Origin of the sequence: Marinobacter sp. AN1, from assembly GCF_026013985.1 — a bacterium.
GTDB lineage: Bacteria > Pseudomonadota > Gammaproteobacteria > Pseudomonadales > Oleiphilaceae > Marinobacter > Marinobacter segnicrescens.
On sequence record NZ_CP110342.1, the window covers coordinates 2192399 to 2206208 of the forward strand.

Consider the following 13810-nt stretch of genomic DNA (forward strand, 5'->3'; position numbering starts at 1 on the left):
TGTCAGCAGGTTGGCATGGTCTGCAAGGCCAGGCGCCGGCGAATACGGCGGGATAGCCCGTCGATCCCAATATTCAGTAACGCCGTGACCAGAATCAGGATCATGGCCTTGTCGAACTGGATATTCTGGATGGCGCTGTCGACATAGAAGCCCAATGTATAAATGCCCAGAATCCCCAGGATGGCGGTTTCCCGCATGATGATCTCCCATCGATAGAACAGGAATGCCAGGAACGACGGGTACACCCGGGGTACCAGCTCATAGCCGTAGCGCATCAGCCCCCTGGGTGCGTCAGGGCGCAGCCCAATGGTGCTGGACTGACGCCCGATCAGGTGGCCGATAATACCGCCGTTGTGCAGGGCCAGGGCCACCACTGCCGGCAGCATGGACGGCCCCCACAGCTGCAGCAGGATATAGGCCAGGATGTATTCAGGGGTGGATCTGGCAATCACCAGCAGCACGTGGCCCCCGGTGCGGGAAAGCCGGTTTCCGAAGTGGCGCGAAATCAGCGGGAAGGCCAGCAACGCTATAACACCGGTCGCCACCAGGGCCATCTGTGTCAGTAACAACGTGTTCCAGATGCCGGGCAAGGCCTGGTTCACCACCAGGTCGCTCAGCCAGGGCCAGAAGGCTTCTGAAGAGGTCTCACGCAGGGGCGCCGGCACGATGTCTTCGGTAAAGAATCGGCGGACATTCCCCCACATAATGGGCATTCCGTCCCCCAGGAAGAACGGCGCCGCCACAATATAGAATGGCAGCAGTCGCGGCCGCACCCACAACGGGATGGTTGCGATCAGGGCATAGAACAGAAGCAGTACTGCGCCTGCTTCGGAATAATGCCCCTGGGAAAACGCCGATTCAAGGTAGAAACCCAGGGTAGGCAGGCCGACAAACCCCAGGATGGCGCTGGAGCGAAAGCCGCACTCCAGGCGGTAGGAGGTATAGGTACGCAGTTGTTCCCAGCAATCCGGGATGCGGGTGTAGACGAAGGCAGAGAGTGCCCCGACGCCAGAAGGAAGCAGGTTGCGGGGCTCCTGGTCCGCCTCGTCCAGTATTTCCGAATACACCTTGGCAAATATTCCGGCGTACGGAATGGCAATGGCGAGCACCCCGGTGAGGGGATGGAAGCCGAAGAACTGAAGGAAGATCAGCGCCCAGAACAGCTCGTGAATGGCGCGGATAAACGCACAGAAGGTACGAACCACCCGGAACCGGTAAACCAGCGCCAGCAGGAAGCCGGCGCCAGCTCCGAGGGTCACCCCCACAAAGGCGAAGGCCAGGGTGCGAAGCAGGGCAGTGGCGAGTCCCGCGCTTGAGAAGAAGTCCGGGGTCATCACGCCCCAGAAGAAGCGCATCAGGTCTTGCCAGGGGTTCGCCGTGGTAATGGCAATATCCGCCATGGCCAGGCACACCAGGGCCAGCGCCACGAAGAACAGGCTGGTTCTGGCCGTTCTGGAGCGACTTATGGGTATATTGGCCCAACCCTGCATCATGGTGTGGCCTTCAGTCGTATAGCGGGCGGATGTCCGCCGCCGTCAGGGACTGACTTGGCTCATCCAGGGCGATTTTGCCGTCCTGGATGCCCACGATCCGGTTACTGTAGGCCAGCGCAAGCTCCACATCATGTAACGCCACTATCGAGGTGTTAAATCTGTCCCTGAGCAGCGCCATGACCTTGTGGGCCAGTGGGCCATCGAGGGCGGAGACCGGCTCGTCGGCCAGCAGCATGTTGGCATTGCGATAAAGGGCGCGACCAATGGCGGCGCGTTGGCGCTGGCCACCCGACAGCCGCGCTGCCGGACTCCAGAGCTTGTCGGACATATCCAACTCGCCCAGAATGGCAGTCACCGCTTCCCGGTCGGCCTTGAACGGGCGAATCAGGGTAGCCAGGTTGTAGAGCGCGTTATGCTGCTCCAGCCTGGCCATAAAACGTTATGGAAGACGGGCAGGGCGTTGACCAGGCCCAGTTCCTGGGGAACCAGGGCCGCCTCATCGCCCACCCGGTCGTGGATCAGCCGGATCAGGGTGGACTTGCCAGCACCACTCTTGCCGACCAGGGCGATTTTGTCCCCTGGCGCAATCGACAGGGACAGCGGGCCAAGAACCCGCTGTCCACCGAAGTAGCCGGACAGTCCATCCAGTTCCAGCGGTGCCTTCATCAGTTCAGCAGGCCCAGTGCTTCGGCGGTTTCTTCGATGGGCGCATAGTCCTCGTTCGATGCCGGGATAAAGCCAGCCCGGGGGAACCGCTTGAGCAGCTCAGGGTCGTCCATGTCCAGCAGGGCCTGGGTTACGCGATCCTTGAAACCTTCGCCAAAGCGCTCATCGACGTCACCGCGAATGGTCCACTGGTAATCCGGGTAATAAGGCGTCTTCCAGATCACCTGTACCTTGTCGGTATCAATAGAGCCATCTTCCACACCGGATTCCCAGACCTTGTAGTTGACCGCACCCAACTGATAGGTGCCGGCCTCCACCAGGCGGACGGTACGGGTGTGGTTTCCGCTGAAGCCGACCCGCGAGAAGAATTCGTCCGGGGCCTCACCGTAGGCTTCGCGCAAGAAGAACTCCGGCATCAACCGGCCAGAGGTTGAACCCTTCGAGCCAAAGGTGAAAGTCATGCCTTCAAGATCCTCTGACAGCTCGTCCATGGGCTCCAGGCCAGTGCTGGTATTGGCGATCACATAACTCTGGAACTCGGGATCTTCCACACCTTGGGCAATGGCTTCAGAGCCCGGGACAAGGCGGCGGGCCTGCACGCCGGAAAGGCCACCAAACCAGGCCAGTTGAACCTGGTTGTTGCGGAAGGCGGAAACAGCGGCCGCATAGGATTTTACCGGAATGTACTTCACGTCCACGTCCAGTTGCTCTTCCAGGTAGGCCTCGACGGCACCGAAGCGCTCAATCAGCTGCGTCTCGTCCTGGTCCGGAATGGCGGTGAAGACAAACGTGTCTGCAGCCGCGGAAATGGCATAGGTCTGCATGGCGGCGGCTATGGTAGCCAGGCCAAGAATTTTTTTGAACATAGGGATCGGTCCTTGAGGTGAAGGGTTCAGGCAGCGCATGTGCCGGTTGTAATGATACTCTACGATGACCTGACTGGATTGGCCTACCGTAGAAATCATCTGACACTACTGAATGGTAGCAACTTAATGAAACTACTGCTATTGACTCCCGCCCCCCAGGGTTCACTCTCCGGCAACCGGGCGACGGCCGAGCGCTGGGCAGGATTACTGGAGGGGCTTGGTCATCGGGTCACAGTAGGCACCAACTATGATGCCCGGCAGGCTCGCGATTCCGATGCGCTGATTGCGTTGCACGCGTGGCGCAGCCGGGATGCCGTGACGCGCTGGCGCCGGGAACAGGGGCAGAAGCCGGTGATTGTCGCGCTGACTGGAACGGACCTGTATCGGTTCCAGTACAGCCACCCGGAGCAGACCCTTGCCACCATGGCAGCGGCAGACGGGCTTATCGTACTGCACCACCTCGCATGGCAGGTCGTGCCAGAAGAACTCCGGTCTCGTATTACTGTTGTGCTGCAGTCTGCGGCCACCCCGCCGGAGCGAGCCAGCAGGTTACCGGCTGACAACGATCGTTTTGACCTTTGTGTCATTGGCCATCTCCGGGAAGAGAAGGACCCTTTGCGGGCCGCCCTCGCTGCCCGGCTGCTACCGCCTGAATCAAGGATTCACATACTGCAGGCCGGCAAGGCCCAACATAACAGCTGGGCCAGGGCTGCCAGGCAAGAAATGGCCAACAACTCCCGTTACCAGTGGCTGGGTGAGCTTCCCAGGGAGCAGGCCTCACAGCTGATGGGCCAATGCCGCGCCATGGTGATCAGCTCTACCATGGAAGGCGGCGCCAACGTGGTTTCGGAAGCCTGCCGGGCGGGCCTGCCGGTCCTGGCGTCGGACATTCCCGGCAATCTTGGTTTACTGGGGGAGCATTATCCGGGCGTCTACCCTGTTGGCGATGAGCAGGCCCTTGCAGAACTCATGCTCAGGGCAGAGCAGGAGCCTGAGTGGCTGGATAACCTGCGCCGCCTCGTTGACAGGTTGGCGCTGGGATTTACGCCGGAAAAGGAGCAAGCCTCCCTGGAGGAGGCCCTGGCAAAGGCCGTAACCCTCAGTCCCGTAGACTGATGGGCTCTATGGCGTCCCCCTGTTCGGTGACCTCGCCGATAATGGCGGTCAGCGGATAGCCCAGGGACCGGAGCTCTGCTACGCAAGCCTCCGCCTGGTCCGCTGGCACACTGGCCAGTAATCCGCCGGCAGTCTGGGGGTCAAAGATCAGCGGATAGCGGGGGTGATTCACCCATTTTCCCTGGTCCCGGATACCCCGACGCAAGCGGATATTGGCCGGTTGCAGCGAGCTCAGGATACCTGCCGCAGCGGTCTCTTCGGCGCCGGGCAGGACCGGGATAGCCGACAACTCCAGGACAGCATCGACACCGGAGGGACGGGTCATTTCCACCAGGTGGCCCAGTAGCCCGAACCCGGTCACATCGGTACAGGCCGTGGCTCCATAACGCAGCAGGCACAGGGCGCCTTCCTGGTTGGACTGAATCATGGAGGCCAGGGCTGAATCGATCCAGCGGCCCCTGGCGGCCAGGCGGGCGTGGGCTGCGAACAGGGTACCGGTACCGATCGCCTTGGTCAGAATCAGCTTGTCACCGGCCTTCAGGCCGCCCTTGCTCATCACCTTGTCAGGATCAATCAGGCCGTTGACCGCAAAACCCAGGGCCAGCTCCTTACCTTCACCTGTATGCCCGCCTACCAGGGCACAGCCGGCGTCATTCAGCACTTCCACGGCACCGGACATCATCTGGTAGACCACATCTTCCACCTTGGACTCAATGCCATAGGGCACGGTAGCAACGGCGGTCGCGCTCTGGGCTTCGGCGCCCATGGCAAACACATCGCCCAGGCTGTGATTGGCAGCTACCTTGCCGAAAACATAAGGGTCGTCAATAAATGCCCGGAAAAAGTCCACGGTGTGAACCACGGCCTTGCCCGGAGGCACGGTCAGCACGGCGGCATCATCCGGCGCATGCAGCCCCACCAGAATGTCATCCCGCTCGATGGGGCGCAGCTCGCTGAGTGCCCGGGACAGCACCGTACTGCCCACCTTGGCGCCACAGCCGCCGCAGCGCATAGCCACTGCAGAAATGGCCTGGGAGGCTTCCTCCGGGTTCTGCGCGGCAGAGGTATCCGGCAGGGCAGAGGACTCCTCCATGGCTGGTAGCTCGTTGAACTTCTTCATGAAGCGTCGGTCGATCCAATCCTTCCAACGCCACACCAGGCGACCCTGGGCGAATCGGTCACCTTTGGAGGCGATGGCATACTTGTCGCCAGTGCTTATCAGGGCCAGCCAGGTCTTCTGGGGGGTAAACGGTTTTGGTTGCCTGCCAAGGGCGGCGCGGCGCAGGTTGTCTGCCAGTGGCGGCCCCTGGCGGACTGCAAAGACGCCGGCCTTCTCCCGGGGATGGTCCACCACGTTCGCAATATCGCCGGCGGCGAAGACATCGTCATCGGTTTCGCTCTGAAGCGTATCCCGACAGCGAATAAAGCCACCATCGTCCAGCGCCAGCCCGGTTTCCCTGAGCCAGGCAGGGCCACCGGCACGGGTGACCCAGAGCACTTCGTCCAGGTCAAAGGAGTGGTCGTTTTCGGTACGGAGATGGCCATGCTCAACCCGGGTAACGGCACTGCCAAGATGCAGATGGACACCGCGCTTACGGAGTGTCTTGCTGAACGCCTCTCGAACTCGCTCATTATGGGTAGGCAAAAGTTCGCTCGCCTGGTCGAACAGATGAAACGACAGTTGGTCCGGATCCTTGCCCCGGGTCTTGTATTCCTTGCGTAACCGATGCTGCATGGCGAGTGTGAGCTCAACACCACCGGCCCCCGCGCCTACAACACCAACCGACAGCGGCCCTTCATGGGTCTCTGCCCGTTCCAGTAATGAAAGCCAGCGCTGATTGAACCCGTTGATGGGTTTGACCGGTACGGCATGGTCACTGGCGCCTGGAACTTCGTTGACCCGTGGCGTGGAGCCAATATTGATGGATAGCAGGTCATAGGGAACAGAAGGGCGCCCCCGGCAGAGGATGCGCTTGGTGTTACGATCAACGCCAATCGCTTCATCCCGGTAGAACCGGGCGCCGGCAAACTCCGCCAGCTTGCTGAGGTCGATGTGGCAGTCGTCGTAGCTGTAGTGCCCGGCCACGTAGCCGGGCAGCATGCCGGAGTAGGGGGTGTGCGTGTCGCGACAGATCAGTGTCAGGCGAACACCCGGCACCGGTTTCATCGCAAAACGCTTGAGGACTCCAACGTGGCTGTGGCCACCACCAATCAGTACGATGTCACGCAGTACCGGCTGTTCCGTTTCCTTCATCCGATCAGTTTCTTCGCTTCGTCGGGCCAGGTCCGGAAGCCTTTCGTACTTGAGAACTGGTTCAGTTTCTCCTGTTCGGCTTCGGTCGGATTGGCGATCTGGTTAATGGAAGTAATGCCCGCACCCTGGAGTTTGCGCGCGGTAACCGGGCCAATACCCTTGATTCTGGTCAGGTCGCTGAGGTCGTTGCCCTTGCTGGCGGCCTTCGCCGTAGCGGTAGCCTTTCGAGCACCGGCCTTGGCGTCTGTTTTCGCCCTGGTGGCACTACTCTTGGCCTTGGTAGCGGTTTTCTTGCCAGCTTTTTTCGCTGTCTTTGCGGTACTGGTGGCTTCTTTTTCCAGGGAGCGGGTTACTGCCTCCTGGCCACGCTTTGCTTCCCGTTGCGCAATGCCAAGACGTTCCATAACCGTGTTCTGGATTTTCTGGAATTCCTCCATGCGACGGTCCAGTTCATCGTGGAACCGTTTCATTTCCCGATCACGCAGCTCGTCGATTTCCTTCATCAGCTTGCGAACCGGCTCCTGAATCTGGTTCTGGAGAGAGTCCAACTGTTTGAAAGCATCGTCCACGAGCTTTTCGATCTGGGTGGAGGTTTTCTCAAACTCCTTGTTGACCTTCTTGACGATCTTGTCAACGTTTGGTCGGTTATCGCCGGACTTGCTGCTCTTGGTGTTCTTGCTCTTTGCCATGGTGCCACTCCCTGTTCACTTCGTGTGACGAGCTGATGGTTTATACCGCTTTGAAGGCCAGTCGGATTGCCCGACCGGAAAATCCGATGATTGCCGTGAGGCCCAAAGCGAGGAACCCCCTGGTCAGGCAGGCGCACTGACGCCGGCGCCGTCACGCCGTGACAGCAGGGACTGTTTTCGATCGAGGACATCACGAATTCGCATTAACTGGTCAGAGTCCTCTGCTTTCGGCCGGTAGTCGCTACCAATAAAATCAATAGAATAGAAAAAATTGCTACAGTACTTTCTTCGTTCGGTTACCAGCCCCGTGAGCCCGCTTGCAATCAGGTTCTCGAAGGGCATGGACATCTCCAGTTCCAGGCCGAGGGTATCGCCTGGCTCGAATACCTTATCGGTTTTGAGGACACACCCGAACTGATTCAGGTCAAACAGACGGGCTTCCACCAGTTCCTTGCGAAAAAAGCCCTTACGGAGCGTGAAACGCGCAAGCAGGTCTGGCAGCGGGGTGTGGTAACGGTTATCTGGCATCTGCATGGTACATTCCGACACTTGTAACTCTCACCATTACTGGCCCGGACGGTGTGAGCGGGCCATCGGCGAATGTGGATGTGATCCTCGTGAGTCTGGTTAAACCTTAGCCACGGATCCCGGTGAAGGCAATATTTTCAGGACGGTAGCTAACGGACTTAATGTGAAATAACGCCCGTTTCAGAAGTTTCGGGGCTTTGCCTCAGGAATCATCCTCTACGATATCATGTTCCCTGTCGTTGGTGTGCAGGGTGTAAAGATCCGTACGTCGATCCTTGAGGTTGGTTACGGAGCCCTCGGCGCGAACCAGCGTGAGCTTTTCCAGGTCGAGGTCCGAGAACATGATCATCTCGGTGTTCGGAGTGGTTTCCGCCATGACCGCATCATGGGGAAACGCAAAGTCCGACGGCGAAAATACCGAGGACTGGGCATACTGAACGTCCAGGTTTTCCACCTTTGGCAGGTTGCCAACACTGCCGGTAATCACCACGTAACACTCATTCTCGATAGCCCGTGCCTGGGCACAGTGGCGCACGCGCAGATAACCGTTCTTGGTGTCTGTCCAGAAGGGTACACAGATAATGTCCACCTCTTCAGCTGCGGCGATACGCCCGAGTTCCGGGAACTCGATGTCATAGCAGATCATAATGGCCACCCGGCCGGAGTCTGTATCAAACACCTGGAACCGGTCGCCACCCTCGATAACCCAGTCGCGACGCTCATGTGGCGTAATGTGAATCTTGCGCTGTTCATCCACTCGGCCGTCACGATGGCAGAGATAGGACACATTGTAGACCCGGTCATCCTCGATCAGGGGCATGGAGCCGGTGATAATATTGATGTTGTAACTCACTGCCATGTCGGACATTTCGTTTCGGAACTGCTCGGTAAATCCGGCCAGGAAGCGGATCGCCCGGGTCTGGTCCATCTGGTCAGTCAGACCCATCAGGGGTGCGTTGAAAAATTCCGGGAAAATCGCGATGTCACTCTTGTAGTCGGAGAGGGCATCAACGAAGTATTCCACCTGGCGCAGCACCTCATCCACCGAGGTAAATTCCCGCATCTGCCACTGGACAGCGCCCATTCGCACCTGGGTCTTACGGGTATTGAGCACCGTGGAGGGCGGCGTGTAGAGAATGTTATTCCACTCCAGCAATGTCGCGTAACCCAGTGATTTCTGATCCTCCGGCAGGTACTTGTGCATCAGGCGGGTGACCTGAAAATCATTGGACAGCTGGAAGCTCAGAATCGGGTCGTAGATCTCCTTGCGGTCTACCCGCTGGATGTACTCCGCCGGCGTGTACTGGTCCGCGTACTTGTGATAGTTCGGAATGCGACCACCGGCCAGGATTGCCCGCAAATTCTTGGAACGGCAAAGCTCCTTGCGGGCTTCATAGAGCCTGCGGCCCAGGCGATAGCCGCGGTAATCCGGGTGTATGAATACGTCCAAGCCGTACAGGGAATCGCCGTTGGCGTTATGCCAGATTTTCTCATTACGGAGAATCAGGTCGTCATAGGTGTGGGGGTTACTGAACCGCTCGTACTTCACACAGACCGTAAGAGCAACCGCAATCAGCTCGCCACTGTCTTCGATACAGATTTGCCCGTCCGGAAACTGCTCGATCAGGGCATTGATGGTTTCCCTCGGCCAGGCACCACCAATGTCGTCGTAGACGCGGTCCATCAGCACCTTGAGCTGCTCATAGTCCGTTTCTGTCAGGTTGCGCAGGTTCAGGTGCAGTTCTTCATGTGCCATATAGAGACTGGCTCCGGTTGCTGAAATGGAAACGAATGAAAGGATTATAGACGTTTACGGGGTGCCTCCCGCAATGGATGTGGTTCTTGGAGCAGGATCGGACCGATTCACCGGGCTCACGGTTCGCTGGGATCCATCGACAGCTCAGTGTGACGTGACGCCTGCCTGGATACGGCGACGCAGGTTTTCCAGTGCTACACGTCCGACAGGGGCTGAGTCAGCACTGAGGAAGGGGTTTTTCAGTATCAGTAACTGACGTTGCTCCAGGTTAAGCGCCTCCACGGCCCGGCCGTAGTAGTCGGCGAGGAAACGGGCAAAGGAGCCGTCTTCGATGGCCCTCTCCAGCCCCAGCTGGATTCGCTGGGCGGTGTCATGGTCTCTGGGGCCTACGAAGAAATAGGAAGGCATGGGGTAGGCCAGCAGCAAATCGGGTTCGATCGCAAGGTCGTCTCTGTTGACCCGCTCCAGGTCGTATAACACCTCGCTGACGCCCCGGGCGAAGCAATCGAAGCGCCCGCCCGCCAGCATGGTAAAGAGCGTTTCGTAACGGGTATGGGTTACCACCGGAACCCCGTTAGCCCGCAGGATGTCAGCGTCCGGCCAATGAGCCCCCTGGCCGATGCTGAGGCCCCGTTCCACCAGGTCGGCAATGCTGCTACTTCCCTGAAAACGGTCCAGCCTGTCCTTGCGCACCACACAGACCCTGAAGCCCAGCAAACCACCGTCTATTGGCAGGGCAATCGTGTAAAGCGATTCCTCCCGCGCCGGGGAAGTGGCCACGTTGGCAATGTCTACCTGGCGTTCATCGGGGTCGCGGTGCAATTCCAGCAGGGCGCGGCCCTGAACCATTTCAACCGAGCGGGTAATCCGATACGCGCCATACTCGGGAGTTTTGTCGAAAGCGAGCCTCAAAGCCGCATGCACGGCCGGGCTGTCGAAATTACGGTACCAGAGCCGGTATTCCCGTGGTTCTTCATAAGAGGGAGAAGAAGACGCAGACTCGCGGGCCTGACTGTCAGCGCCGAAGGACAGGGCACAGGCCAGGGTTACGGCGGCTAGTGTTCGGTATACCCGGGTGGCAACGATAGGCATAGACAGTTTCCATACTGCTGGACGTTCGGCATCAGTGCCGATACGTCACTTCACCCTGAGTGTATCGTTTTTATGGAAGCTGGATAGTCCCGATCACTCAATTTTCAGTCTTCTTTCGGCAATGAGTTCAGGGTATCCAGAAAGGTCTTGCCATAGCGTTCCAGCTTCGCCGCCCCAACACCGCTGACCTGGGACATTTCGTCCAGGTCAGCGGGACGACGCTCCAGGAGCTCGTGCAATGTGGTGTCGTGGAAGATCACGAACGGCGGAACCCCTTGCTCGTCGGCCAGTTCCTTGCGCTTTGCCCGCAGGGCTTCCCAGCCAACCGGATCGGCAATGTGCTGGCTCCGTTCTGCGCCGGGCCTGGACGTGCGCCGGGACGCCTTTCGTTCCGGGTCCTTGCGCAGTTCCAGGGTGGCTTCTCCCCGCAGTACCGAGCGGCATTGTTCAGTCAGGACCAGGGCGCCATAGCCTTCCGGGTCAGCACGCAGGTAACCGTTCGCGACCAATTGCCGGAACACCGATTTCCACTGGGTGGCGGATAGTTCAGTACCGATACCCCAGGTGGAGATCGCCTGGTGGCCGGCCTGGCGAATGCGGTCATTGTCCGCCCCCCGCAGCACGTCGATAACGTAGTTAACGCCGAACCGTTGCCCTGTTCGGTAAACGCAAGAAAGCGCCTTGCGCACGGCCTCAGTGCCGTCCCAGGTTTCAGGGGGCGTCAGGCAGGTATCGCAGTTACCGCAAGGCTTCTCAAGCACATCGCCGAAATAGCGCAGCAAGGCCTGTCGGCGGCAGCTGGTGATCTCGCACAGGCCCAACATAGCGTCCATTTTCTGGCGCTCGACCCGTTTGAAGTGATCATTACCCTGGGACGCCTCAAGCATCTGGCGAAGCTTGATGACATCCTGGAGGCCGTAGACCATCCACGCCGTGGAGGGGTTGCCATCGCGACCGGCACGGCCCGTTTCCTGGTAATAGGCTTCCAGGCTTTTGGGCAGGTCCAGGTGAGCGACAAAGCGTACATCAGGCTTGTCGATGCCCATGCCGAAGGCAATCGTGGCCACTACGATCACCCCATCTTCCCGCAGGAATCGCTCCTGGTTTTCCGCCCGCTCGCCGGCAGCAAGGCCGGCGTGGTAGGGAAGGGCGTTATAACCCTTCTGCTGCAACAACCGGGCAGTAGCGTCCACCTTATTACGGGAAAGGCAGTAGACGATGCCGGAATCCCCTGCGTGCTCCTCGCGGATAAAGTCCAGCAACTGTGTGTTGGCGTTGGTCTTGGGGGCTATGCGGTATTGTATGTTGGGGCGGTCAAAGCCACTGATGAAGTGCCGGGCCTGCGTGAGGGAAAGCCGCTCGGCGATTTCCTTGCGGGTACGCTCATCAGCTGTTGCGGTGAGCGCGATTCGGGGAATGGCAGGGAATCGTTCGGCGAGCATACTCAGGCCGAGGTAGTCAGACCTGAAGTCGTGGCCCCACTGGGAAACACAGTGGGCCTCATCAATGGCAAACAGCGACAGCGAGGCACTTTCAAGAAGTTCCAGCATGCGTGGCTGCAACAGGCGCTCTGGCGCACAGTACAGTAGATCCAGCTCGCCACGGAGCAGGGCGTTCTCGGTTTGCCAGGCCTGCTCCGGCGCCATGGAAGAGTTGAGGAAAGCCGCCCGCACCCCGAGTTGATTCAGCGCGGCCACCTGGTCCTGCATCAGCGCGATCAGTGGAGAGATAACAATGCCGGTGCCCGGACGAACCATGGCAGGTATCTGGTAGCAGAGGGATTTACCACCGCCCGTGGGCATCAGCACCAGGGCATTGCCCCCGTCGACCAACTCGTGGACGATGTCGCCCTGCAACGGACGGAAAGTCTCGTAACCGAACACCTGGTGCAGTACCTGTTCCGGACTGACGGTGGGGGTTACAGGCTTTTCCGTGCTGAGACTGTCGAAATCCGCGTATTGGTCCATGGGGTTGTGTGGCCGGTTCTGAAACGAAGCCGGGATGATACCAAAACCACCCCCCTGTTGTCGGGAGGAGGCACGATAAGCCCTGCCACGATACAATAGCGCGGTTTTTCACGCCGGCCCACCAGGCCGGAGCTTGTCGTTTTTCAAGAAAAGGCAACAAAAACAGGATCGTAATGCAAGAATTTGATGCTATACGTCCCTATGGGGACGAAGAGGTCGAAGGCGCCGTAAAGCGTCTTTCCAACGACCCCGACTTCTTGTTGATGGTGGGCCGCTTCCGCTCGCCATTCCTGGCCCGCTGGTTGCCGGGCCTGCTGCGCAGACGGGTAAAGACCTGGCTTTGGAAACAGTTCGGCAATGCCCGTACCATCCGGGACATTCAGTTACGGGTGGCCGAACATGTCACCGAACTGGTCAACCGGACCACCACCAGGCTGACGTCGTCCGGACTGGATCGCCTGGATCCGAACAGTGCTTACCTGTTTATCTGCAATCACCGGGACATTGTCTTCGACCCCATGGTGGTCAACCACCTGCTGCACCTGCACGGGTTTGACACTACCCGCATTGCCATAGGTGACAACCTGCTCAAGAACCCGGTGTTTGCCGAGATGATGCGCCTGAACAAGAGTTTTGTGGTGCAGCGGGACATCCAGAGCCCAAGGGAAATGCGACAGGTGTTCCTTACATTGTCGGGTTTTATCAACCATAGCCTGGACGATGGCCACAGCATCTGGATCGCCCAGCGGGAAGGCCGTGCCAAGGACGGGGTTGACCTCACCGATCCGGCTATCATCAAGATGTTCTACATGAGTCGTAAAAAGGAGGGGCTGGGTTTTGCCGAAGCCATGAACCGCATGCGTATCGTGCCGGTATCCATAGCCTACGAGTACGACCCCTGTGATACCGACAAGGCGCGCGAGCTGGAAACCCGAGAGCGAACCGGCACTTATACCAAGGCGGAGAACGAAGATTCCGAACAGATCGTCAAAGGGCTGACCGGTTTCAAGGGACACGTACACGTGCACTTTGGGCTGCCGATTTCCGATGCGCCGGATAATGCCAGGGACCTGGCAGCCCTGATCGATGCCGAAATCCATGCCAACTACCACCTGCACGCGTCCAACCTGGTAGCCTACAACATGCGGGGCACGCACCCTTCGGCCCACGACACACCGGAAAACGTGAGCGAAGAGGTGATCACGGCCGAGAGTTGGACCCCGGCCGAACTTGAAGCTGCGGAGGAAGAGCTGGAACGACGGATCAACGCCTGTGATGAGGCCATCCGACCCTACCTGGTTGCCATGTACGCCAATCCGGTCATCAGCTCCCTTACCGCACTGAACGCGCAACAAACGCACCAGACGCAACCCGAGAGGTAGT

At 59.1% G+C, this 13810-nt stretch carries 12 protein-coding genes; 2 read left to right on the forward strand and 10 right to left on the reverse strand.

Annotated features, from left to right (window positions below):
* Positions 1-2: 2 nt before the first annotated feature.
* Genes LJ360_RS10140 through LJ360_RS10155 form a run of 4 tightly spaced genes read right to left on the reverse strand, consistent with a single transcriptional unit; the run spans position 3 to position 3025 of the window.
* Positions 3-1493, reverse strand: coding sequence for a PhnE/PtxC family ABC transporter permease (locus LJ360_RS10140; protein ID WP_413774358.1), 1491 nt, complete (start codon positions 1491-1493; stop codon positions 3-5).
* A 10-nt stretch (positions 1494-1503) separates the two neighbouring features.
* Complete coding sequence (locus LJ360_RS19910) at positions 1504-1926, reverse strand: ATP-binding cassette domain-containing protein (protein ID WP_320108760.1); 423 nt, start codon at positions 1924-1926, stop codon at positions 1504-1506.
* Positions 1878-2159, reverse strand: coding sequence for an ATP-binding cassette domain-containing protein (locus LJ360_RS10150; protein WP_264993885.1), 282 nt, complete (start codon positions 2157-2159; stop codon positions 1878-1880). Before LJ360_RS10150 ends, LJ360_RS19910 begins: the two co-directional genes overlap by 49 nt.
* The gene (locus tag LJ360_RS10155; RefSeq protein ID WP_264993886.1) at positions 2159-3025 is read right to left on the reverse strand and encodes a putative selenate ABC transporter substrate-binding protein; all 867 of its coding nucleotides are present in this window, start codon (positions 3023-3025) and stop codon (positions 2159-2161) included. The genes LJ360_RS10150 and LJ360_RS10155 overlap by 1 nt, the downstream gene beginning before the upstream one ends.
* A 126-nt stretch (positions 3026-3151) precedes the next feature.
* Here LJ360_RS10155 and senB point away from each other — a divergent pair, with 126 nt between their 5' ends.
* Positions 3152-4141 carry a selenoneine biosynthesis selenosugar synthase SenB gene (gene senB / locus LJ360_RS10160; RefSeq protein WP_264993887.1) on the forward strand — a complete coding sequence of 330 codons (990 nt, stop codon included), beginning with the start codon at positions 3152-3154 and terminating at the stop codon, positions 4139-4141.
* Here the strand turns inward: senB and selD are convergent.
* The 6 genes from selD to recQ form a co-directional block, all read right to left on the reverse strand.
* Positions 4125-6395 (reverse strand): selenide, water dikinase SelD, encoded by a 2271-nt coding sequence (selD, locus tag LJ360_RS10165; RefSeq protein WP_264993888.1) that lies wholly within the window; start codon positions 6393-6395, stop codon positions 4125-4127. The genes senB and selD overlap by 17 nt on opposite strands.
* On the reverse strand, positions 6392-7084 hold the full coding sequence (locus tag LJ360_RS10170) for a helix-hairpin-helix domain-containing protein (protein WP_091850511.1): 693 nt from the start codon (positions 7082-7084) through the stop codon (positions 6392-6394). Before LJ360_RS10170 ends, selD begins: the two co-directional genes overlap by 4 nt.
* Before the next feature lie 123 nt (positions 7085-7207).
* A complete protein-coding gene (locus tag LJ360_RS10175) occupies positions 7208-7618 on the reverse strand; it encodes a hypothetical protein (RefSeq protein WP_245742537.1) in 411 nt (136 codons plus the stop codon).
* A 196-nt stretch (positions 7619-7814) separates the two neighbouring features.
* Positions 7815-9368, reverse strand: a complete 1554-nt coding sequence (locus LJ360_RS10180; protein ID WP_264993889.1) for a bifunctional GNAT family N-acetyltransferase/carbon-nitrogen hydrolase family protein — start codon at positions 9366-9368, stop codon at positions 7815-7817.
* Between the two features lie 144 nt (positions 9369-9512).
* Entirely contained in the window at positions 9513-10460 is a 948-nt protein-coding gene (locus tag LJ360_RS10185; RefSeq protein ID WP_264993890.1) for a transporter substrate-binding domain-containing protein, read from the reverse strand.
* Between the two features lie 104 nt (positions 10461-10564).
* On the reverse strand, positions 10565-12427 hold the full coding sequence (gene recQ, locus LJ360_RS10190) for a DNA helicase RecQ (protein WP_264993891.1): 1863 nt from the start codon (positions 12425-12427) through the stop codon (positions 10565-10567).
* Positions 12428-12600: 173 nt separating this feature from the next.
* Between recQ and LJ360_RS10195 the strand changes: the two genes are divergently transcribed.
* Positions 12601-13809, forward strand: a complete 1209-nt coding sequence (locus LJ360_RS10195; RefSeq protein ID WP_264993892.1) for a lysophospholipid acyltransferase family protein — start codon at positions 12601-12603, stop codon at positions 13807-13809.
* Position 13810: the final 1 nt, after the last annotated feature.

What these genes read in the sequence shown, in the direction of transcription:
- LJ360_RS10180 (WP_264993889.1), bottom strand. Translation starts at nt 9,368, where the DNA reads ATGGCACATGAAGAACTGCACCTGAACCTGCGCAACCTGACAGAAACG.
- LJ360_RS10150 (WP_264993885.1), bottom strand. Translation starts at nt 2,159, where the DNA reads ATGAAGGCACCGCTGGAACTGGATGGACTGTCCGGCTACTTCGGTGGA.
- LJ360_RS10170 (WP_091850511.1), bottom strand. Translation starts at nt 7,084, where the DNA reads ATGGCAAAGAGCAAGAACACCAAGAGCAGCAAGTCCGGCGATAACCGA.
- LJ360_RS10140 (WP_413774358.1), bottom strand. Translation starts at nt 1,493, where the DNA reads ATGATGCAGGGTTGGGCCAATATACCCATAAGTCGCTCCAGAACGGCC.
- selD (WP_264993888.1), bottom strand. Translation starts at nt 6,395, where the DNA reads ATGAAGGAAACGGAACAGCCGGTACTGCGTGACATCGTACTGATTGGT.
- LJ360_RS19910 (WP_320108760.1), bottom strand. Translation starts at nt 1,926, where the DNA reads ATGGCCAGGCTGGAGCAGCATAACGCGCTCTACAACCTGGCTACCCTG.
- LJ360_RS10155 (WP_264993886.1), bottom strand. Translation starts at nt 3,025, where the DNA reads ATGTTCAAAAAAATTCTTGGCCTGGCTACCATAGCCGCCGCCATGCAG.
- LJ360_RS10185 (WP_264993890.1), bottom strand. Translation starts at nt 10,460, where the DNA reads ATGCCTATCGTTGCCACCCGGGTATACCGAACACTAGCCGCCGTAACC.
- LJ360_RS10195 (WP_264993892.1), top strand. Translation starts at nt 12,601, where the DNA reads ATGCAAGAATTTGATGCTATACGTCCCTATGGGGACGAAGAGGTCGAA.
- recQ (WP_264993891.1), bottom strand. Translation starts at nt 12,427, where the DNA reads ATGGACCAATACGCGGATTTCGACAGTCTCAGCACGGAAAAGCCTGTA.
- LJ360_RS10175 (WP_245742537.1), bottom strand. Translation starts at nt 7,618, where the DNA reads ATGCAGATGCCAGATAACCGTTACCACACCCCGCTGCCAGACCTGCTT.
- senB (WP_264993887.1), top strand. Translation starts at nt 3,152, where the DNA reads ATGAAACTACTGCTATTGACTCCCGCCCCCCAGGGTTCACTCTCCGGC.